At 34.5% G+C, this 20,889-nt stretch carries 20 protein-coding genes; 13 read left to right on the forward strand and 7 right to left on the reverse strand.

The genetic code is table 11. The features are described from left to right. Nucleotide 1: 1 nt before the first annotated feature. The 6 genes from RQM59_RS06895 to RQM59_RS06920 all read left to right on the forward strand — a co-directional run bounded on the left by RQM59_RS06895 (nt 2) and on the right by RQM59_RS06920 (nt 8,290). A complete protein-coding gene (locus RQM59_RS06895) occupies nt 2-769 on the forward strand; it encodes a TerC family protein (protein ID WP_349241352.1) in 768 nt (255 codons plus the stop codon). A gap of 1 nt (nt 770) precedes the next feature. Continuing rightward, a complete protein-coding gene (locus RQM59_RS06900; protein ID WP_349241353.1) occupies nt 771-1,088 on the forward strand; it encodes a hypothetical protein in 318 nt (105 codons plus the stop codon). A 36-nt stretch (nt 1,089-1,124) separates the two neighbouring features. Next, nucleotides 1,125-3,527, forward strand: a complete 2,403-nt coding sequence (locus RQM59_RS06905) for a TonB-dependent receptor (RefSeq protein WP_349241354.1) — start codon at nt 1,125-1,127, stop codon at nt 3,525-3,527. A gap of 14 nt (nt 3,528-3,541) precedes the next feature. Continuing rightward, nucleotides 3,542-4,102: a type 1 periplasmic binding fold superfamily protein gene (locus RQM59_RS06910; protein WP_349241355.1), complete on the forward strand. Its 561-nt coding sequence runs from the start codon at nt 3,542-3,544 to the stop codon at nt 4,100-4,102. Between the two features lie 87 nt (nt 4,103-4,189). Next, nucleotides 4,190-6,520: an ethanolamine ammonia-lyase subunit EutB gene (eutB, locus tag RQM59_RS06915; protein WP_349241356.1), complete on the forward strand. Its 2,331-nt coding sequence runs from the start codon at nt 4,190-4,192 to the stop codon at nt 6,518-6,520. Between the two features lie 210 nt (nt 6,521-6,730). Continuing rightward, nucleotides 6,731-8,290, forward strand: a complete 1,560-nt coding sequence (locus tag RQM59_RS06920) for a hypothetical protein (protein ID WP_349241357.1) — start codon at nt 6,731-6,733, stop codon at nt 8,288-8,290. A gap of 52 nt (nt 8,291-8,342) precedes the next feature. On the opposite strand, the gene RQM59_RS06925 is transcribed toward RQM59_RS06920, so the two are convergent. Together RQM59_RS06925 and RQM59_RS06930 are read right to left on the reverse strand one after the other, a co-directional pair. Then, complete coding sequence (locus tag RQM59_RS06925; protein ID WP_349241358.1) at nt 8,343-9,653, reverse strand: MFS transporter; 1,311 nt, start codon at nt 9,651-9,653, stop codon at nt 8,343-8,345. A 64-nt stretch (nt 9,654-9,717) separates the two neighbouring features. Next, the gene (locus tag RQM59_RS06930; RefSeq protein ID WP_349241359.1) at nt 9,718-10,542 is read right to left on the reverse strand and encodes a M48 family metallopeptidase; all 825 of its coding nucleotides are present in this window, start codon (nt 10,540-10,542) and stop codon (nt 9,718-9,720) included. A 123-nt stretch (nt 10,543-10,665) separates the two neighbouring features. Here RQM59_RS06930 and RQM59_RS06935 point away from each other — a divergent pair, with 123 nt between their 5' ends. The 3 genes from RQM59_RS06935 (at nt 10,666) to RQM59_RS06945 (ending at nt 12,649) form a co-directional block, all read left to right on the forward strand. Then, nucleotides 10,666-11,541 (forward strand): alpha/beta hydrolase family protein, encoded by an 876-nt coding sequence (locus tag RQM59_RS06935; RefSeq protein ID WP_349241360.1) that lies wholly within the window; start codon nt 10,666-10,668, stop codon nt 11,539-11,541. Continuing rightward, nucleotides 11,538-12,023: a peptide-methionine (R)-S-oxide reductase MsrB gene (gene msrB / locus RQM59_RS06940; protein ID WP_349241361.1), complete on the forward strand. Its 486-nt coding sequence runs from the start codon at nt 11,538-11,540 to the stop codon at nt 12,021-12,023. Before RQM59_RS06935 ends, msrB begins: the two co-directional genes overlap by 4 nt. A gap of 89 nt (nt 12,024-12,112) precedes the next feature. Next, nucleotides 12,113-12,649, forward strand: a complete 537-nt coding sequence (locus tag RQM59_RS06945) for a GNAT family N-acetyltransferase (RefSeq protein ID WP_349241362.1) — start codon at nt 12,113-12,115, stop codon at nt 12,647-12,649. Here the strand turns inward: RQM59_RS06945 and RQM59_RS06950 are convergent. The 4 genes from RQM59_RS06950 to RQM59_RS06965 are packed head-to-tail and all read right to left on the reverse strand — an operon-like array spanning nt 12,646 to nt 16,871. Continuing rightward, nucleotides 12,646-13,401, reverse strand: a complete 756-nt coding sequence (locus RQM59_RS06950) for a LytR/AlgR family response regulator transcription factor (RefSeq protein ID WP_349241363.1) — start codon at nt 13,399-13,401, stop codon at nt 12,646-12,648. The genes RQM59_RS06945 and RQM59_RS06950 overlap by 4 nt on opposite strands. Before the next feature lie 3 nt (nt 13,402-13,404). Next, nucleotides 13,405-14,427: a histidine kinase gene (locus tag RQM59_RS06955; protein WP_349241364.1), complete on the reverse strand. Its 1,023-nt coding sequence runs from the start codon at nt 14,425-14,427 to the stop codon at nt 13,405-13,407. Nucleotide 14,428: 1 nt separating this feature from the next. Continuing rightward, on the reverse strand, nt 14,429-15,475 hold the full coding sequence (locus RQM59_RS06960; protein ID WP_349241365.1) for a sensor histidine kinase: 1,047 nt from the start codon (nt 15,473-15,475) through the stop codon (nt 14,429-14,431). 49 nt (nt 15,476-15,524) lie between these two features. Next, a complete protein-coding gene (locus RQM59_RS06965; RefSeq protein ID WP_349241366.1) occupies nt 15,525-16,871 on the reverse strand; it encodes a hypothetical protein in 1,347 nt (448 codons plus the stop codon). Nucleotides 16,872-17,014: 143 nt separating this feature from the next. On the opposite strand from RQM59_RS06965, the gene RQM59_RS06970 reads away from it, so the two are divergent. From RQM59_RS06970 to RQM59_RS06985, 4 genes are all read left to right on the forward strand, one after another. After that, nucleotides 17,015-17,539, forward strand: coding sequence for a DinB family protein (locus RQM59_RS06970; protein ID WP_349241367.1), 525 nt, complete (start codon nt 17,015-17,017; stop codon nt 17,537-17,539). Further along, nucleotides 17,540-17,977 carry a hypothetical protein gene (locus RQM59_RS06975; RefSeq protein WP_349241368.1) on the forward strand — a complete coding sequence of 146 codons (438 nt, stop codon included), beginning with the start codon at nt 17,540-17,542 and terminating at the stop codon, nt 17,975-17,977. Between the two features lie 70 nt (nt 17,978-18,047). Then, on the forward strand, nt 18,048-19,376 hold the full coding sequence (ffh, locus tag RQM59_RS06980) for a signal recognition particle protein (protein ID WP_349241369.1): 1,329 nt from the start codon (nt 18,048-18,050) through the stop codon (nt 19,374-19,376). Between the two features lie 55 nt (nt 19,377-19,431). Further along, the gene (locus RQM59_RS06985) at nt 19,432-20,307 is read left to right on the forward strand and encodes a bifunctional 5,10-methylenetetrahydrofolate dehydrogenase/5,10-methenyltetrahydrofolate cyclohydrolase (RefSeq protein WP_349241370.1); all 876 of its coding nucleotides are present in this window, start codon (nt 19,432-19,434) and stop codon (nt 20,305-20,307) included. Here the strand turns inward: RQM59_RS06985 and RQM59_RS06990 are convergent. Beyond that, the gene (locus RQM59_RS06990) at nt 20,304-20,888 is read right to left on the reverse strand and encodes a hypothetical protein (RefSeq protein WP_349241371.1); all 585 of its coding nucleotides are present in this window, start codon (nt 20,886-20,888) and stop codon (nt 20,304-20,306) included. The two genes, RQM59_RS06985 and RQM59_RS06990, sit on opposite strands and share 4 nt — an antisense overlap. Nucleotide 20,889: the final 1 nt, after the last annotated feature.

Here is a 20,889-nt window from a genome sequence, read left to right on the forward strand (position 1 = left end):
TATGGAGATTTTCCTGAGTGCAGATGCCTGGGTAGCCTTAATAACACTAACACTTTTAGAGATTATTCTAGGAATAGATAACATTATTTTTATTTCTATTTCTGCGAATAAACTCCCTAAAAACCAACGTAAGAAAGCTACTTATTTAGGACTGTCTCTTGCAATGATTACCAGAGTATTGTTATTATTAAGTGTTTCTTATTTAATTGCGTTAAAAGAACCTTTTTGGACTATCAATACCTCATGGCTAAAAGTTGGAGTAACTGGACAAAGTCTCATATTGCTCTTAGGTGGACTGTTTTTACTGTATAAAAGTACGAAGGAGATTAGAGGTAAAGTGCATAAAAGTGCTGTTACTGAAGAAGAAGATCAACCCAAAAAAGCATCTTCCTTTTCAAACGTAATTGTTCAGATCATCTTAATAGATATCGTTTTTTCATTCGACTCCATTTTAACGGCGGTAGGAATGACCAATGGTATTGAAGGAGCGCTACCTATTATGATTGTAGCCGTGGTTATTTCGATGATCATTATGATGTTCTTTGCAAACCCGGTCAATCGTTTTGTAAGTGAGAATCCAACGATCCAAATGTTAGCGCTTTCTTTCTTAATATTAATAGGATTTATGCTGATTACAGAAGCAGCACATCTATCAAATGCCGAAATTTTTAACAAAACAGTAGGTGCCATTCCAAAAGGATATTTGTATTTTGCGATCGCATTTTCTTTAGTAGTAGAAATGTTAAATATTAAAGTACGTAAGAAATAGTTTGTTAAAAACCCTGAAGAAATATAGTATCATTTGTTTATCTATTGTGGTTTTCTTACCTGCAATTGTGCAACTTGTTCATACATTTGAAAAGCATGAGCATGGTATTTGTATTTCTAAAGACGATCAGCACTTTCATCAAAAAGACCCGGATTGTGTATTATGTCATTTGCAAGGTGAAACATATGCAGTTATCGGCGAAAATGATTTTCTAGTTTTTAACATTCAGGAGCAACTACAAGCGAGTATACAATATAATTTTCTTTCAAATTATCAGCAATTATCTTTTTCTTTAAGAGGTCCACCAGTTTTTAGCTAATTACAAGTCTTTTGTATAAGTTAAAAACGAATACCCATGTCAAAAAAAATATATTTGATTTTCGTCTTTGTTGGTTTATCCGCAACGGCCATAGGTCAAAAATGTAACTACACCTTTAAAGGGGTGGTTAAAGATTTCCATGATGGAACTCCGATTATAGGAGCCGCTTTACAGATTGAAAGCTCAAAAAAATATGCTACTTCAGATATTGAGGGGAATTTTGTGTTTAAAAATCTATGCAGTTCCTCTTTTACCATTATCGTTTCTCACATTTCTTGTGATACCAAAAAGATAGCAATAGATCTAGAAAAAGAACCTTTTAGAGAAATTCGACTTGAGCATCATATAGAAGAGTTGCATGAAGTAACTGTTAAAGCGACAAGTACTAAAAAAACCAAGACAGCTCAGGAGTCTGTGTTAAAAACAGAGGTCTTGGAAAAATATAGTTCACTTAGTTTAGGGGATGCGATTAAAGAAATCCCAGGGGTTTCTTCTATCAATACTGGAAACGCTATTGTAAAGCCAGTAATAAATGGTTTACACAGTAGTCGTGTTCTTGTAATGGTAAATAATGTTCGGCTTCAGGATCAAGAATGGGGAATCGAACATGCTCCTAATGTAGATATAAATGCAGCAGGTAGTATTTCTTTGATCAAAGGTGCCAATGCCTTAGAATATGGTGGGGACGCTATTGGTGGTGTTATTGTATTAAATCCTAAAAGAGTGTATAATCGTGATTCTATCTTTGGTAAAACCATCGTGCATGGAAATAGCAATGGTAGAGGTTATGGTTTAAGTACTTCGTTGACTAAATCATCTTCGAAAGGATGGTATACCAACGGACAAGCCTCTTACAAGCGTTCTGGGGATTATAGGGCTCCTGATTACTTTTTGACAAATACAGGAAATCAATCTAACAGTTTTAATATTAATACTGGTCTTAGAAAATTCGAACATGGTTTTAATATCTACTACAGTTATTTAAAAAATAAGATCGCCATACTGCGTTCTTCTCATATTGGAAATGTTGAGGATCTGGTAAATGCCATCAATTCTCAACAACCTCACATTATAAATGGCTTTAGTTACGATATTAGTGCGCCAAGACAAGAAGTAACGCATCAGATATTAAAGACTAACTTTTACAAAAGATTTAAAGATCTAGGCAGATTTGACCTACAATATGATTATCAAAAGAACAGAAGATTTGAGTTCGATATTAGAGTTGGGGATGACCGAGATGTGCCAGCGGTAGATTTGAAGTTAACTACACATACATTGAAATCTACACTAAAGTTGGATGCTTACGAAAATAGCTCTTATAAGTTTGGTATTGCTACGAGTTATCAAGAGAACTTTGCCAATCCGGACACAGGAGTTCGACGCCTTATTCCTGATTATAAAAAATATGATCTAGGTATTTTTTCTATTGGAAATTTTGAAATAAGTGATACTTTTAGCCTTGAAGCAGGTTTGCGATATGATTGGAATCGAATTGATGCCAAGAAATTCTATCAAACATCACGTTGGATAGAACGTGGTTATAATGTGGATTTTGCTGATCTGGTCATTCAAGACCTAAATACTCAATTATTGGTAAATCCAGTATTCAACTATCACAATATATCGGTTTCTTTGGGAGGGTATCACATTCTAAATGAGAATAGTAAGCTTATTTTCAATTACGGTCTGTCAAATAGAGCTCCTAACCCTTCTGAACTATTTAGTGACGGATTACATCATTCGGCCGCTAGAATTGAATTAGGTGATTTAAGAATGGATAAAGAAACGTCTAACAGAGTTTCTACAACATATTCTTACAATGGACCGAGAACAACTTTTCACATAGAAGCTTTCTACAATAATATTAAAGATTTTATTTATTTAGAACCTACTGGTGTAGAAACAACCGTTCGAGGTGCATTTCCTGTCTGGGAGTATAAACAGACCAATGCTGCCTTATTTGGAATTGATACTGATTTTAGACACAGCTTTGATCAACACTGGAGTTTCCAAAATAAGTCGTCCTATATTAAAGGGACAGATATAACAGCCAATAGGCCCCTTATAGACATTCCTGCATTTAAAACGATAAATGTTATTCGGTATTCAAATCCTGCTTGGTCTGATTTTGAAGTCGAATTAGAGAGTCAATGGGTATCCAGACAAAATGACTATCCAGATAATAATTTTATGGCTTTTATCCCTAGAACGAATTCAAATGTTCTGGTAGATATAAGTACACCACCACCAGCGTACCACGTTCTTAATTTCAGTGCGAATTTTGACTGGAAGATTAGTAAAGAGCATATGGTAAATGTTGGTTTTACAATGAACAATATTCTTAATACCTCGTATAGAGAATATTTAAATCGATTAAGATATTTTGCTGATGAACTTGGAAGAAACATTATGCTACAATTAAAATTTAATTATTAATAAAAATCAAAAAAATGAAAAACTTTAAATTATTAACATTACTATTTATTGCCACGACTGTATTCGTATCTTGTAATGACAGTGATCCTGTGCCAGTAAATGAAGAAGAGGTAATTACCACATTAATTGCAACCTTGACACCTCAAGGTGGAGTGACTGATATTACCTTACAAAGTCAAGATTTGGATGGAGATGGTCCAAATGCTCCCGTAATCACAGTTTCAGGAAATTTAGCGGCTAACACTACCTATAATGGTATATTACGTGTATTAAATGAAACAGAAACTCCTGCTGAAAATGTAACGCTGGAGGTTGAATCAGAAGGTGATGAGCACCAGTTCTTTTTTACTTCTGATAATAATTTAGTTTCCTCTGCATATACAGATATGGATGCTAATGGGAGACCAATTGGTATTACGTTTACCTTAACAACTACCAATGCAGGTACTGGAAATTTAACTATTACGTTAAGACACGAGCCAGTTAAAACGGCTACAGGTGTAAGCGCTGGTGATATTACAAATGCTGGTGGAGAAACAGATATTGAAGCTACATTTGCGATTACCGTACAATAAATACATTTTATTGTAAAGAAAAAGCGCTACACATGTAGCGCTTTTTTTATATCTTTAAGGTACTGTCTCCCCACATAGTCTAGTATCATGCAACAAATCAATCGTAAAGAGTTTTTAACGAAGCTGGGATTATTAAGTTCATCTGTTGTCTTATTGAACGGATGTCGACTTTGGGAATCAAATATCAATAGTGTTAATGTACCTGCCGGTCCAATTCTACCCCCTTTAGATGCAGAGGATATTTTCTCTTATATCAAAAGAGTTCATGGTAAAATGGACCTTACCTTATATCGTCAAATCATAGGAGCAGCCAACGAATTCAAAGAAGGAGATGAGATTCTTGGTGTTGCAGCTTATAATGAGGATTCTAGAAAGCACGCACGAATCTTATTGGGCAATACCCAACTAAAAGACATATATACCACTACTCCATTTAAAGATGAGTTACAAGAGTTTATACAGACCAATTCTGCCGTGGATAAGCATTCCTATTTACTCGATTGGACTGTTAATGACCTTAAAAAATTTGTATTAAATTCTTCGGAAGCAGACATTAAACAGATCATGCCAGGGCTTACAAGTGATATTATTGGTTGTCTAGTAAAGGTAATGACCAATGATGAACTCATTACTGTAGGGCAAAAAGTATTTAACCCTTTACCTAATTCAAAGATCGGTAGTAAAGGATATTTAAGCGCACGTGTTCAACCGAATTCACCTACGGATAATACCGATGATATTATGTGGCAGGTTTTTAACGCATGGTCCTTCGGTGTTGGAGATTTAGTTTTAGGTACCAATCCAGTTTCTAGCGAGGTAAGCTCTGTCGCTGCTATTGAAAAAACATTATTTGATATTGTTTCTACTTTTAAACTCGAGAAAATAATTCCTAATTGCGTGCTATCTCATATAGATGTTCAATCTGAAGTAGAAGAAATTCAACCTGGTACTACAGGAATTTGGTTTCAAAGTCTTGCCGGAACCGTACATGCAAATAAAACATTTGATGTCAGTATTGAAAAGATGTTGAAATATGCTTCTCAAAGAAAAGGACAATACGGGTTATATGCAGAAACCGGTCAGGGAGCAGATTTTACGAATGGTCATGGAGAAGGTTTTGACATGGTGATGCATGAATCGAGGAAGTATGGGTTTTTACGAGCTTTAAAGCTTAGAATGATTGCTGACAATGATCACGAACCGTGGGTGTATGTAAATGATGTAGCGGGGTTTATAGGTCCTGAGGTATTTAAAACCAAGGACCAGCTGGTACGATGTTGTTTAGAAGATACCGTTATGGGTAAACTACACGGTCTTACCATTGGATTGGATATCTGTTCAACACTTCACATGGATATATCATTGGAAGATTTGGATTGGTGTATTGACCAGATCATGCCTGCAAATCCTGCATATTTAATGGCACTTCCAACAAAGAACGATCCGATGTTAAGCTATTTAACGACAGCTTTTCACAATCATATCAAGATCAGAGAAAAATTTGGTTATAAGGTAAATGATGCTATGTGGGATTTCTTTAAATCTATTGATATCATTGGCCAAAATAATAAACCTACAGCCCATTTTGGCGATCCTATATGGGTATATTATCAATACCTGAAAGCAAAAAAAGATCCAAGAAGTAAAGAAGAGATATACGCTGAAGGCATGGTTCTCATTGATGAAATTGAAAAAAGAGGTGTGCCTATTGCCCAAGGGTATGGTAAAAACATTTGGGATCTAGAGCCTGCTTTGGAAAAACAGGTCCAAGCGCTGTATGAAGATGCTAAGGTTAGTTTATGGACAGAAATGTCAACAAGTTTTGTAAAGAGCATTCCTGCGGCTTTACCGATCATCACCAAATCAAAAGATCGAAAAGATTATGTATATCATCCAGAATCTGGGGAACTTTTAAGTAATGCTGCAAAAAGAAGATTAATTTCTCTTAAGAATACTTGGGGAACCACTATCCCAGATATTCAAATTGTCATTTCTGATGGTCTAAATGCTCGAGCGTTGATGGACAAAGGGCATTTATCCCCGTATTTACAAGAACTTGAGAAATTACTATTGGAAAAAGAATATGCTTTAAGTCCAAGACATATAGTGATCACCAATGGAAGGGTTCGTGCTGGTTATGCCTCTGGTGAACTACTATTTGGTCAGAAAAACAAAAAAACAAAAAGCAAGGGTATTGTTCATATTATTGGAGAAAGACCCGGTTCTGGTCATCATAATTTTTCGGCATATTTAACGGTGGCCACTCAGGATACTTGGGGTATTAAGGGTCTGATAGATCATAATATTACAAAGGTAGTTTCGGGAATATCAGATACTGCTTTTAGTCCTAAGGAAGCGGCAATGAATACTATAGCCTTATTAGATGAAATGTTCGTCATGAGAATCAAAACTTCCTAACACTACAGAAAACATTGCTAATCAGCTAATTAACACATAATACCGCATTTTTATTTGCGATTATCCGCAGAATAATACCCTTATTGCATCTTATATTTAGAATATTAAATCACCCCTCCATTTACAAACATATGCTTTGAGATAATTGCTCTAACTACCAATCTGAGTTAGAGACATTATATATTGTTTAACATTCTAAATATTACCATCATGAATCATTTAATTGAAACGGTTTCTTTGCCAGAGGCAAAGCTCCGAGCAAAAGTAATCAAGCGGTTTGGTCTAAAAGTAGATCTATCCGAAGGAATAGACGCTGTCTATAAAATGGCAGATAGAGAATTTATATTTCAACTTAATATGTTTAATCCAGCCATTGCCTATTGGTTTGGTCAATGGGATGAACTAAAAAACACTGCCATTAATCACGGCCAAATGGAAGTTGTTCCCATGGTTTCTGAAATTGTGAATAGTTTAGTTGATCTTAATGATTATCAACAAAATGAACTGGAAAAGATTATGACCAGCGAAATTATTAATGATATACATCTAGAACGAACCTCAAAAAAAATAGATGATTTTAAGGAACTCACCATGTACATGGCAGAAAATGGTAGCTTAAGTAAAGAAACCATTGAAAAAGTTTTAGATAGCATTAGTGATGTCGAGGTTACTACAGAAATAGCTACGGAAACAACTACTATTAGTACAGATGATAAAGAGAAAGCAGAAAAGAAAAAAGTGCCTTACAGGCCAAAAACAACTAAAGAAGTATGGGATGATCTATATCCTCCTGTTGAGAGTGGTTCTCCGACCAAGGGGAAATATTATATCCGATGGTCGGCTATTGAGTGGCCACCTCTTTTAAAAGATTCGCATATGATGTATTGTCATCAAAGAACTGAAAATTTAGGATCTGCCGTTATTGGTTTTGGAGGGCTTTTTAATACTCAAGAAGATGATGAACCTACACTTTCTGAAATTCCTGGAGGGAAAATACAAACTTCAGAAAAGGATGATATTGTAGACAAAAATGGGATGTACGTGACTAAAACATGGAATAAAAAAGTAGAAGAATACTGGGTTGAAGATCGGCGAATGACAGCACTTCCTATAGGCTACAAATCCTTTGTAAATATGGTAACCATACAGGAACCCGATGGGACCGATAAATTATACGATTGGACCGAGTTAGAAAAGAAGATGTATGAAAAAATTGAAAGCAGTGGTACCAAAGACAAAATTAAAGAGTCGATTACAGATCTTCTGGGAGACATAACTTCTGGACTACCAAGCGCTTTGGGTAAACTCGTTAGTCCTGCGGCAGGAGCCGCTTCTACGGCTGTTGTGAAATTAATTTTAAAGATCATTTCATGGTTAAAAGATAAACTACAAGGTTCAAAATTTGAAACATTATTTATTTTTCATAGAACGGTTTATTTTAAAGGTTCAAGACCTTGGTCAATTGTCAATCACTTTAAGATAAAACATGGCAAAAAGAAACCAGAAAAGCTCTACATAAAAGGTTTAAAAAATATGTCTGGCTATAGTAAACTAGCTGATTCCGTTATCTGGAGAGGAGCTTCTACGGTCCCTGCTAAAAAACCAAAAGAAGATCTAAAAACGACGAAAAAATCTGCTATTTATTGGCCTCCCTCTTTTCAGAATGGTAGTCGCTTGTTAGTCCCTATGAATAGTGATGATGATGGTTTATATGCTATTGCCGTGAGAACAGAAGTCAAAATTGCAGATTTTGAATTCACAATAGTTTAATTGCGTCTAAAAAATGGGTGGAAACTCTTTTCCGCCCATTTATATTAATTGGTTATCTCACGTATTTTGTCTTTTTAAGCATACTTAAAGTGATAAAAGATGCTAAAAAGAAAATGGCTAAAGCTAACACCGACCACTGCATGGATTCTGTCAAGGAGATTAAAAATCCATACGTAATCATACCAATTACAATAGCAATCTTTTCGGTAACATCGAAAAAACTAAAATAAGAAGCATGATCTTCTGTTTCTGGTAACAATTTAGAATACGTAGACCTAGCTAAGGACTGAATGGCTCCCATAACTAGTCCGATTAAGGCTCCTAGTACATAAAAATACATATCTACATTAGGTGTTTCTTTGGTTAGGTTAAAGCCTATAAAACAAACTATTGTCCATATAGCAATTATGATTTTTAAAGTTTTGATATTTCCTATCTTATTAGACAATCTTGAGAAAAGAAAAGCGCCTAAAATTCCTACGATCTGCACCAACAAAATAGTAGCTATAAGATTTAATACAGGTAATCCTAAAACCGTTCCAAAAATCCCCGCCATTAAAATAATGGTTTGCACTCCTATACTCAATAAGAAGAAAGCTACTAAGAATACTTTTAGTTCTGGGTAAGCAAATAGTTCTTTTGCCACCTGCGATATTTCCTTAAGGCCCTTTTTAAAGTAGTTATCCTTTGGCAAGGCAATTTTTTCATCATTTGGTAACCTTCTATAAGTTATTTGTGCAAAACCAATCCACCAAAGGCCTACTAATAAAAATGAAACCTTTGATCCTATTGCTTTATCATACATTCCAAAAACAGAAGTTTCTATTAGTACCAGACACAATAGCAGTAAGATAACAGAACCTACATATCCCATCATGAACCCTTTAGCACTTACGTTATCTTGTTGTTCTGGGTGAGCAATTTCAGGCAAGTACGCATTATAAAAAACAATACTCCCCCAAAAACCAATACTTGCCAAAATAGTAAAAGTAATTCCAACCCAGAGTGTTTCTTTACCTGTGAAGAAAAATAAAGCCATTACAGATACAGACCCCAACAAGCAAAAACCTTTTAAGAATTTCTTTTTGCTTCCTGCATAATCTGCAATTCCTGACAACATTGGTGAAATAAAGGCTACTATTAAAAATGAAAAAGCTAATGCATAGTTATATAATGTTGTAGGTGTCCACAGTGTCCCTAAAAATGCAATTTTACCATCCGCATTTGCAAAACCTTCAGCCTCTGTCAATCCTGCATAGTAGATAGGAAATACAGCAGTACTAATTACCAAAGAATATACGGAGTTTGCCCAATCGTAGAATGCCCAGGCATTGATCAATTTTTTGTCACCAATTTTTAACATAATCTATAAATTAAAAAACCGCTCTCTAATGAGAACGGTTTACAAGATATAAAATATAACTATACTATTTCCCCGTATGATTACTTTGTTCGTTATATAGCTTTGCCAACTTTTTTGCTTCTGGTAAATATGCTCTTAGCGTTTCAATTCTAGTTTCGTTCGAAGGGTGTGTGCTTAAAATTTGAGGCGGCGCTTTCTTTCCTTTGGCTTTTTCACTCATTCGTACCCAAACTTCAGCTGCTTCTTCTCCATTATAACCCGCCATGATCATAAATACTAATCCTAACTTATCTGCCTCTGTTTCATGTGTTCTACTAAATGCTAGCATGCCAACACCTGAACCTAAGCCGTATGCCGTATTCCATATTTTCTGTGCATCTTCACTTTTACCTGATGTTCCCAATGCTACTGCAATTCCTCCAAGCTGTTGTAGCTGACCAGAAGACATTCTTTCCTGACCATGCTTCGCAAACGCGTGTGCTACCTCATGCCCCATAACAGCAGCCACGCCATCTTCATTTGCGCAAATGGGCATGATTCCAGTATAAAAAACAACTTTTCCTCCTGGTAAACACCAGGCATTTATGGTTTTATCTTCTACCAGGTTAAACTCCCATTTATAAGAATCGGCTTCAGTTTGCATATTATTTGCTCTCATAAAACGATCTACAGCTGCAGAAACTTTAGCCCCAACATCTTTGATTTGTGCTGTCATCTTCTTATCCTCTGATAGTTTATTCTTTTCTAAAAACCCTTTATACTGTGCAAAACTTGCTGGTAAAACCTGTGAATCTTTAACAAAATTTAAACGCTTTCTTCCAGTTATTGGAACTGTACTGCATTCCGTTAAAAAGAACGCCAGCACTATTATTATACTTATTTTTCTCATTTCTTTGATATTATACTTCAACTACAAGTTATGACACATATTTTGTATTTTAGTCACACTGAATAGTTGGTTGTTCTATTTTTTAAAATTACATATTCTATTTCATTAAAAACAGTTTTCTAAATGGATTTATTGTCTCAACAAAAAGAATTAAAACCAAGTTTGGTCATTCCTAAGCCTGTTGTCTTTTTATCTAGGTCTGTACATTTTTTTTCTTCGAGATTAGCAATACGACTGGCGGCCAAAATGTTTACGACCCCTATTAATTTTAAAACTCCTAAAAGAGAATTAGCCATGGCTAAAAGTGCTCAAAAGAAAGAACTGATTGTAGGTGAGACTGGTAAAAGAATACACCTGTTATCGTACGGGTACTCTAAAAAAAAGGTATTACTGGTCCATGGTTGGGCAGGAAGAAGTACACAATTGTTTGCTTTTGCCGATAAATTGCTAGAGAAAGGTTATATGGTTATTTCTTTTGATGGTCCGGCACATGGGAAATCATCTGGAAAAACAACAGACCTTTTAGATTTTCTAGCCACCATTAAACAGATAGACAAAGAACATGGTCCGTTTGAAGCTGCCATTGGTCATTCTTTTGGGGGCATTTCTTTGTATAATGCCGTCTCAGATTTTCTAAAGATCAAAACATTTGTAACCATTGGCGCTGGAGATAAGGTTTCAAATATCCTAGTACAGTTCATAAAAAACCTAAAACTAAATAAAAGTGCATACCTAAAATTGCAACAGTTTATTGAAAAAAAATGGGGAGTTCTCGTAGACGATTATGCCAGTGGATACGTCGCATCTAACATTGATATTCCGGTTCTTGTGATTCACGATACAGAAGATGGCGATGTTCCCGTAAGTAATGCATACAATATCCGTCAAAACTTACAGAATGGTAGCTTACTAATTACACATGGATTAGGGCATACCAAGATCTTAAGAGATCAAAACATCGTGAACAAAACTGTAGAACACATTATTCAAAACACATGAGAAGAATAGCGTTATTATGTATCATTGCCATTTTAACTAGTTGCACTGGACTTGCACAAAAAAAAGAATCAAAAAAAACAAAAAAAGTATACGAAGTAACTAAGACAGATGTTGAATGGAAGAAAATACTTACCTCAATGGAATACTATGTATTGCGCGAGGCTGGAACGGAGCGATCTTTTAGTAGTCCGCTCAACAAAAACTATGAAAAAGGAACGTACGTTTGTACTGCATGTAAAACTCCATTGTACAAATCTGAACACAAATTTGATTCGGGAACGGGTTGGCCATCTTTTGACAGGGCCATTAGTAATTCGGTAGAACTTGATGTTGATTACAAAATAGGATATGCCAGAACCGAACTAAAATGTAATACTTGTGGTGGTCATTTAGGACATTCTTTCGATGACGGCCCTAGAAAAACGACAGGGAAAAGGCATTGTATAAATGGTGTAGCGCTAAAATTTGTTCCTGAAAAATAGTTGTTTCCCTATATAGAGATATAAAAAGCACTGAAGTATTCAGTGCTTTTTTATTCAGATTTATCCCTAAACTCATTATTTTTGTCTCTATGTCAAAAGAGTACGTATTTACATCCGATCGTTTAGGTTTTAGAACCTGGGAGGCATCTGACGTAATAAAAATGTTTGAGATCAGTTCAGACCCTAAAGTGATGCAACACTTCCCCTCTACGCAATCCAAAGAATATACAGCTAACTTTATAAAAAAAATGCAAGATCAATTCAATAAAAATGGGTTTTGCTACTTTGCCGTTGAGATTTTGGAAACAGGACATTTTATTGGCTTTATAGGATGTTGCGAACAAACCTATGAAATCGATTTTAACCCTTCCGTGGACATTGGTTGGAGACTACATAAAAATTTTTGGGGTAAAGGTTATGCTACTGAAGGAGCAAAAGCATGTCTTGAGTACATGTTCAATGTGCTAAAGCTTAAAAAGATTGTTTCGGTTGCAACTAAAGAAAATACTCCTTCTATCGGTGTAATGAAGAAAATAGGCATGCATAAAATCAAGGAGTTTACACATCCTTTACTACGAGATTTTCCTGAATATCAAAATTGCGTTTTGTACGAGTTAAAATCTTAACTCCCTTCAAGCCATGTTTTAAACGCACCCACTTTCTCTCTACTTACAACAATCTCTTTTTCTGATTTAAAATGCGTTGCTATTTTAAGCCTGCTATTGGAGTATACTACCACATCATTTATGGATTGGATATTTATAATGAATGTTCTGTTTACTCTAAAAAATACTTTACGGTCTAAGACATTAGTAAGGTCTTCCAGTTTATAATCTAGAATGTACTTTTTGTTCTCCTTTGTTACCAAATACACAGTTCTCCCTTCTGCATAAAACAAGGATATCTCATCCGTTTTAATGGAATGGATATGATTTCCCAGGCGCACCAAAAAACGATCTTTCTTTTTGTTTTGCGTCATCATTTCCGCTACATTCTCTAATACATTCTCGTTAGCATATAATTTTCTTAAAGACTTAAATTTATTCATTGCTTTTGAAACGTCTGTGAATGTAATAGGTTTCAGTATGTAATCTATACTATTTACTTTAAAAGCGTCTATCGCATACTCGTCAAATGCTGTTGTAAAAATGATTGGAGTATTAATTTTTGTTCGATTGAAAATTTCAAAACTAAGACCATCTGTAAGTTGAATATCCATAAAAACCATGTCATAATCTGCCTTGCTATTGAACCAGGAAACAGCATCTCTAATACTCGTTAAGACATGTACAACTTTAATCGAAGTATCATACTTTAAAAGATATCTCTCTAGCTTTTCTGCTGCTAGGCTTTCATCTTCAACAATGACAATTTTCATAATTTACGGTTTGGTTAGTAACTTTGGTATATATAGAGATCTCTCCGTTTCTGTTTCTTTAAGATCAATTTTTAGGGTACTGTAAATCTCATATACATGGATTATTTCTTCAAATTGATCTATATTAAATCGAGTCTGTATTTTATCTTGATATTCATAATTAAGAACGACATGCGTTTCTTCTTCAGATAATGTGATTAATAAATGAATGTCTTTAGAGACGATTGTTTCTTTTACTATCTTTTCTATAATTGATAATAACGACCCTGGCACTACTAAGAAGTCAGAGGTTATTTTTTGCTGAATATGTACACTTCTATACGGTAAGGAGTTCATGAGTTTCTCAAACTCGCTCAATACTTTTAGTTCTTCTAAAACAGAAACCAATTGCTTCTCTCTACTCGATAATAAATATCGATAAATAGTGGCTAAATAGTCAATAAAATCATCGGCTTTGTCTTGACTGTTTTGTGTTAATACTAATAGCGCTTCAAAACTTTCAAATAAAAGCTCCGGATTAATCCCTTTTTTAAATTCATAAAAATCTTCTTCAATATGCTGTTTTATCTGCTCTTCTAATTTTAACTTATCCGAGTTCATTTTATATAAATAAAGGTGGCTCAGATACAATAAAATGTAAATAATACTAATAACGCTAAATACACTGTTAAACATAAAAAGATCATCGCTGGTAACAGAAAACCCAACGATATATTTATAATAGAGCGATATAGACATTGTAACCAATCCTATTGTCAGGGCTATAGAAAAGAGTACCTGCAATACTATTGTAGTTATATTGCTTTTATATATGGGTAGTTTTTTGAAAAGTACAATCAATAATCTTGATACTTCTTGAATAACATAAGACAATCCGATACATACATATAAATCCTCTCCAAGAAATTGCTCTTGTAATTGTCCAACATCATTGCTAAAAAGGATGATGAGCAAATACACAATAACACCGCTAAAAACAGGGCTTAGCAAGCGAAATAACGGATGATGTATAAATAATCTTTTCATCTTAGATCAATGGCAATTTAACTGAGAAATTTTCTCCATTAGAAATAGTAATTCCTTCTGTATGTAAGAGTAAGTATCTCGAATTAATATTCTTCAACCCTATATTAAAAGAGGTAACATTGGTTGCTTTTTCGGTAATATTGTTTTGAACGATAATGTGCTTCTTTGTAGATGTGATTGTTATATGCAGCGGCTCATATTCATCTTTTTGGTTATGTTTCACAGCGTTCTCTACGAGCATCTGTACAGCCAATGGAGGCACCTTAGAATCCAATAGTTCTTCTGAAACAGTTATGGTGCAGGTCAATTTATTTTCAAACCTAGTTTCCAATAAAAACAAGTAGTCTTTCACGAAGTCCAATTCTTCCTGAAGCGTGATCAATTTTTCAGAATAACTTTGTAACGTATACTGATACATATTAGCTAGCTTTCTAATAAACTGTTGTGCTCGTTTTTTTTCTTTATATACTAGAGAGGATATGGTATTTAGGCTATTAAATAAAAAATGTGGACTTAACTGAGACTTTAAGGCGTTCAACTGTAACTCTATTTGTTTTCTTTCTTGTTTTACCGTTTCAATTTGCAGGGTTGTATAGGAGTAATAAGAATACAGTGCAAAGTAGATAATCTCAAAGATCAAGATCAATATGAATACTATAATTGCTAGCTTAATAAGCATCGGTTGAAAAATGGCCATGAAGTTTAACGAATCGTTCATTGTATAATCAAATACATATATGGCTCCAAAGATGAGCAAGTAGCTCAGTGAGAATAGTGTAATAATTCCTATAAACAGTCTCGCTTCAACATACTTTCTCCAAGGAAGAAGCTTGTCCAAAAACAAAGAACACATGTATATTAAATATGCTACAACAATTCCTATTAAACATGATAAAACTACTTGAAATGAAGAAAATGAAACAGCCTCGACTGTTTCACTTTCAACCAAGTAAAAACTAATTAAAAACCCTAATAAGGATCCTAATACTACAATGAAAAGATGTTTTTTAAACAAAACGGTTTTGGTTAGTTGTGTTAGTCTTTGCATAAATCTAAAGTAATCAATCTTACAGAATAAGATTGATTACTTTAGTATTTTAGTATAGTGCTTTCATTACACGCCCTAAATAAGTATCAGATTTAATAGACTTTGCGGCGTTCATATATGCTGATTTTAATTTCTCAGAACCTCCTTTTACTTGATTAACGTATGCTAATAATACTTGACTCAAGTAATAGCTAGATTGAATGTTCCTAGCGGCGGTGTTCATCACCTGGATCAATTGAGTTTCTGTTAATTTTGAATTACTCCCAATTTTCTTATATATAACCGTTGCATAGTGGTCTGAACTCACATTGCTTTTTACAATGTTTAGTAATTTTGTTAACGATGCATTATCTAGCTTATCACGTAATAATTCCTTTGCAATTTCTGTAGTATAATGATCTGATTTTACATCATTTAACGATTCTAAAAACACCTCTCGTACATCGCCCGTTACTTTATTAGATCGTAGTGCCTTCTTTAAGATCACCGTTCTGTAGTGATCAGAATTTACATCCTTAGAGAGATTCATGATCTTATTCATGTTAGCCTTGTTCAACTCTCGATTGTCCATGATTGTTTTTAAGATCTCAGTTCTGTAATGATCAGAATCTACTTTCTCAGTAATCTGTAATAAACTTCCCAACTGGCTATCCGAAATGTTCTTGTCTTTTATTACCGTTTTAACTAGTTGTGTTAAATAGTGATCTGAATCAATATTGCCAGATGCATTAATATAAGCCGTAATCGTTTTAGCATTTGCTAAAAAAGCTTTTTGATTTGATTTTAATATCTGTGTTAAGTAATAGTCAGAATCAATCTCTCTACCTGCTGTTTCAATTACACGTACCAGTTCATTGGTGTTCAAGTTCTTTTCCAACAATAATTTAAAGTATTTCGATTTTACATAATCGCTTTCAATTTCTCCTATCTCAGACATTACTGCATTGGTACCTCCTTTTTTGTAAAAGCGATCTACTCTACTCTGTGCACCAATCGTGGTACTTCTAACAATATCTGGTAGAATATCTGCCAACCAGTTCTTTCCTTCGGGGTCATACGGTTTTTCCGTCCAACCTATAAAGAACTTACGAGTTAACTTCCCTCCTTCTGATTCAACGACTAATCGACGTCTTTTACCAAATCGAGATTTTTTGATCTCAATAAATCCTCCTCTAGAAATAGCAACGATATCTTTATCGTCATCAGAAATGGTAATATCACCTTCGTATTCAATATTAAAGTTTTGTTTGCTGTTGTTTACTCGAATACTATGTGTGCCATTACTATGGCTTATAGAATATGAGTTTTTTTGTGCGAATAATTCTGATGGATTGGTTAAAAAAGTAATAACTACTACTAATCCCCAGAATAGTTTTTTTAGAATTGTTGTTTGCATGGTTCTTTTTTTTCTAATTGATGCTTCAAATGTATATCTGAACTTCTCTTAAAAAAAACGAGATGTCTTCAATTGTATCTTTTTTGTAGTGAATTGTAAATTCTTTGAACTTTTGTATATTACTAGCTCATTTATACTTCAATATGGAGAAAAAAGAAATCATTGCAGTTTTAGAAAAGAAACATACCGATCTATTTGATTGGGTAGCTAATCACTCATCAGAAAAATGGGAAATGGGACCTGAAGGTAAATGGACAAGTGGGCAACATATTTTGCATTTAGCTGAAAGCATACGCTTATTGAACAAGGCGTTAAGGACTCCTAAATTTTTATTGAAGCGAAAATTTGGAGTGGCTAATAGGCCTGTTAGATCTTATAACGAGGTTGCAAAACGATACGAAGAACGATTGACCGCCAACTTAGAAAAATCAAGAGATTTTAATAAAAATCTGAACAAACCCTCTTTAAAGCAAAAACAACGATTACTAGCTTCTCTTCAGATTCAGAATAAAAAACTACAGTACAAGACTAATAAGTGGTCTGATCATAACTTAGATACCGTATTGCTTCCTCACCCTTTAATGGGAAGGATGATTATTCGAGAGATTATTATGTGGACAGCACACCATACAGAGCATCATACAACCATTTTAAAGGAACATTATTAAATGAATAAAATTTTTAAAACTCCACATCTTTTCTTTTTTGGACTTGTTCCTATTTTTATCTTGATTTCTTTTTTTCGAAGCGATACAAGTTTTGATTTTAATTTTCAGAATACATATTTTGCCATAGCGATACCTTATCTCTGTTATTTGTCCGCCGCTTTTTTTGGACTAGTAGGTATCAATTATTACGTATTACATTGGGCAAGAAAAGCACATAAGAAGGCCCTGACCTCAATCCATATTACATTACAAATAGCCTCATTACTATTCTTTATTTACTTTATGTTTTCAATTCCAGGAAACAATAATTCGGGAACTGCGTACCCATCTCCTATTGACGAAAACAGCTTGTTTATAGTTTCTTTTGCTTTATTTATAATAGCAACTATAGTGCACTTCGTTAATTTTATTATGAGTCTTCTTGCCAAACGAGAATAACACGGGTAAACCTTTTATAAGCGAAGAGTAATTTTTATATTTGTGCTTCCAAAAAAAGTACATAAACAATATGTTTAATAATTTAAGTGAAAAGTTAGATAAGGCCTTACACACCCTAAAAGGGCATGGTAGGATCACAGAGGTAAATGTTGCAGAAACACTAAAAGAAGTTCGTAGAGCGTTACTTGATGCCGATGTAAATTTTAAGATTGCTAAAGAATTTACAAAACGAGTACAAACAAAAGCTATAGGACAAAATGTATTGACTACTTTAAATCCTGGTCAATTAATGGTGAAGCTTGTAAAAGATGAGCTAACCGAATTGATGGGTGGAGATTCTGTAGGGATCAATCTAGGCGGAAACTTTACAGTAATACTAATGTCTGGATTACAAGGTTCTGGTAAGACAACATTTTCTGGAAAGCTTGCAAATTACCTGAACACCAAAAAATCCAAACAAGTATTATTAGTTGGTTGTGATGTGTATCGTCCTGCTGCTATCAATCAGTTGCAAGTTGTTGGTGAACAAATAGGTGTAGAAGTATATGCTGAGGTAGGAAATCAAAATCCTGTGGAGATTTCTCAAAATGCCATCAAACATGCAAAAGCAAATGGTAAGAATGTTGTTATTATTGACACCGCTGGTCGTTTAGCAGTTGATGAGGAGATGATGACAGAAATCTCAAACATCCACAAAGCCGTAAATCCACAAGAAACATTATTCGTGGTTGACTCTATGACAGGTCAGGATGCCGTAAATACTGCCAAAGCTTTTAATGACATCTTAAATTTTGAAGGAGTTGTTTTAACAAAATTAGATGGTGATACCAGAGGTGGTGCTGCTCTATCCATTAAATCAGTAGTAGATAAGCCCATTAAGTTTATTGGTACTGGTGAAAAGATGGATGCTATCGATGTATTCTATCCGGATAGGATGGCCGATCGTATCCTAGGAATGGGAGACGTTGTATCTTTAGTAGAAAGAGCACAAGAACAGTATGATGAAGAAGAAGCAAGAAAATTACAAAAGAAAATTGCTAAGAATCAGTTCGGTTTTGATGATTTTCTAAGCCAGATTCAACAGATCAAAAAGATGGGTAGCATGAAAGATCTAATGGGTATGATTCCTGGTGCTGGAAAAGCCCTAAAAGATGTAGATATAGATGATGACGCCTTTAAAGGAATTGAAGCTATTATTCACTCAATGACTCCTTCGGAAAGAAGTACTCCTACGAGTATTAATGCCAGTAGGAAAAAAAGAATTGCGAAGGGATCAGGAACTTCGGTACAAGAAGTAAATCAGCTGATGAAGCAATTTAACCAAATGAGTAAGATGATGAAAATGATGCAAGGAGGAGGAGGCAGAAAGATGATGCAAATGATGAAAGGAATGCAATAACAATATGGGCTACGAACGAAAATTTGTAGCCTTTTTTTATATCAAAAACTAGAGTATGATTTTACTAGACGGTAAAAAAACATCTTCGGATATCAAAGACGAAATTGCAATAGAAGTTGCAGAAATCAAAAAACAAGGAAACAAAGTACCACATTTAGCTGCTGTTATTGTTGGTAATGATGGAGCAAGTTTAACCTATGTCAATGCAAAAGTGAAAGCTTGTAAGCACGTTGGTTTCGAATCTACCTTGGTTCAATTATCTGAAGATATTTCTGAAAATGAATTACTGTCTCAAATAGAGAGCTTAAACAATAATGATAACATTGATGGATTTATAGTACAACTTCCGTTGCCTAAACATATTGATGAACAGAAAGTAATTATGGCAGTACATCCTGACAAAGATGTAGATGGTTTTCATCCTACAAACGTTGGTAAAATGGCTTTAAACCTTCCTACATTTATCTCAGCTACCCCTTTCGGGATCTTGGAGTTATTGGATAGATATAATGTTGAAACTTCTGGGAAGCATGTTGTGGTAATTGGGAGAAGCCATATTGTGGGTAGCCCTATGAGTATTTTACTTTCTCAAAAAAGAAAAGTAGGAAATGCTACAGTAACCATAACACACAGTAGGACAAAAAACTTAAAAGAGATTACGTTACAAGCCGATATTGTTATAGCTGCCTTAGGTATTCCTGAGTTCCTAAAAGCCGATATGGTAAAAGATCATGTCACAGTTATTGATGTAGGAATCACCAGAGTTGAAGATGCTACTAAAAAAAGCGGATATCGTTTATTAGGAGATGTTGCTTTTGAAGAAGTTTCTACAAAAGCAGATTTTATAACACCTGTTCCAGGTGGTGTGGGTCCTATGACTATTGCTATGTTATTAAAGAATACTTTATTAGCTAGAAAGAGAAGTAATTAATCCTCTTTAATACACGAGATTTTCCAGGTAGGAAATACAATTTTCTCAGTAGTATCTACCCATTCTCCTACCCACTTGTAACCTTCTTTAGAGATATCATAAAAGGTAAGTCGATAAAAGCCTTCTGTGCCGTTTGGCGCGTTTTGCTTCCTGTATAAGACGATTTTTCCATCTTTACTTTTATTCCCATTCCAAACAGGTAGTGTAGAAGAAACTCCTCGAGATGAATAATAGTGGACATTCCACCGCAAGCTGTCTTTACTAAATTGACGGATACTTCCCGAATGGCCTCCATCTTCTTTTAATGTTTCATCCTGAACAGCTTTACCATTCATAATATATTTCCATTTCCAAGTCATTTTTATAGGCTTGGCCCAAGATTGATCAGGTTTTCTATTTACAGATTCGCATTTAGCAATGCCAATCAGTTCTTTGTAATCTTGCAACTGTTTAGGAGCTTCAGGATTATACTGTCCAAAAGGATGTTTTTTAGAAGCCTCGTACTTCATGGTTTTTTCCTGAGCACTTAAAGAACAGATAGTAAACGCCAAGGTGACTAAAAAAGTGACAATTGTTTTCATG

This window comes from Asprobacillus argus (assembly GCF_032248395.1).
GTDB classification, from domain to species: Bacteria; Bacteroidota; Bacteroidia; order Flavobacteriales; family Flavobacteriaceae; genus Polaribacter; species Polaribacter argus.

What these genes read in the sequence shown, in the direction of transcription:
- RQM59_RS06895 (WP_349241352.1), top strand. Translation starts at nt 2, where the DNA reads ATGGAGATTTTCCTGAGTGCAGATGCCTGGGTAGCCTTAATAACACTA.
- RQM59_RS06905 (WP_349241354.1), top strand. Translation starts at nt 1,125, where the DNA reads ATGTCAAAAAAAATATATTTGATTTTCGTCTTTGTTGGTTTATCCGCA.
- RQM59_RS06910 (WP_349241355.1), top strand. Translation starts at nt 3,542, where the DNA reads ATGAAAAACTTTAAATTATTAACATTACTATTTATTGCCACGACTGTA.
- eutB (WP_349241356.1), top strand. Translation starts at nt 4,190, where the DNA reads ATGCAACAAATCAATCGTAAAGAGTTTTTAACGAAGCTGGGATTATTA.
- RQM59_RS06920 (WP_349241357.1), top strand. Translation starts at nt 6,731, where the DNA reads ATGAATCATTTAATTGAAACGGTTTCTTTGCCAGAGGCAAAGCTCCGA.
- RQM59_RS06925 (WP_349241358.1), bottom strand. Translation starts at nt 9,653, where the DNA reads ATGTTAAAAATTGGTGACAAAAAATTGATCAATGCCTGGGCATTCTAC.
- RQM59_RS06930 (WP_349241359.1), bottom strand. Translation starts at nt 10,542, where the DNA reads ATGAGAAAAATAAGTATAATAATAGTGCTGGCGTTCTTTTTAACGGAA.
- RQM59_RS06935 (WP_349241360.1), top strand. Translation starts at nt 10,666, where the DNA reads ATGGATTTATTGTCTCAACAAAAAGAATTAAAACCAAGTTTGGTCATT.
- msrB (WP_349241361.1), top strand. Translation starts at nt 11,538, where the DNA reads ATGAGAAGAATAGCGTTATTATGTATCATTGCCATTTTAACTAGTTGC.
- RQM59_RS06945 (WP_349241362.1), top strand. Translation starts at nt 12,113, where the DNA reads ATGTCAAAAGAGTACGTATTTACATCCGATCGTTTAGGTTTTAGAACC.
- RQM59_RS06950 (WP_349241363.1), bottom strand. Translation starts at nt 13,401, where the DNA reads ATGAAAATTGTCATTGTTGAAGATGAAAGCCTAGCAGCAGAAAAGCTA.
- RQM59_RS06955 (WP_349241364.1), bottom strand. Translation starts at nt 14,427, where the DNA reads ATGAAAAGATTATTTATACATCATCCGTTATTTCGCTTGCTAAGCCCT.
- RQM59_RS06960 (WP_349241365.1), bottom strand. Translation starts at nt 15,475, where the DNA reads ATGCAAAGACTAACACAACTAACCAAAACCGTTTTGTTTAAAAAACAT.
- RQM59_RS06965 (WP_349241366.1), bottom strand. Translation starts at nt 16,871, where the DNA reads ATGCAAACAACAATTCTAAAAAAACTATTCTGGGGATTAGTAGTAGTT.
- RQM59_RS06970 (WP_349241367.1), top strand. Translation starts at nt 17,015, where the DNA reads ATGGAGAAAAAAGAAATCATTGCAGTTTTAGAAAAGAAACATACCGAT.
- RQM59_RS06975 (WP_349241368.1), top strand. Translation starts at nt 17,540, where the DNA reads ATGAATAAAATTTTTAAAACTCCACATCTTTTCTTTTTTGGACTTGTT.
- ffh (WP_349241369.1), top strand. Translation starts at nt 18,048, where the DNA reads ATGTTTAATAATTTAAGTGAAAAGTTAGATAAGGCCTTACACACCCTA.
- RQM59_RS06985 (WP_349241370.1), top strand. Translation starts at nt 19,432, where the DNA reads ATGATTTTACTAGACGGTAAAAAAACATCTTCGGATATCAAAGACGAA.
- RQM59_RS06990 (WP_349241371.1), bottom strand. Translation starts at nt 20,888, where the DNA reads ATGAAAACAATTGTCACTTTTTTAGTCACCTTGGCGTTTACTATCTGT.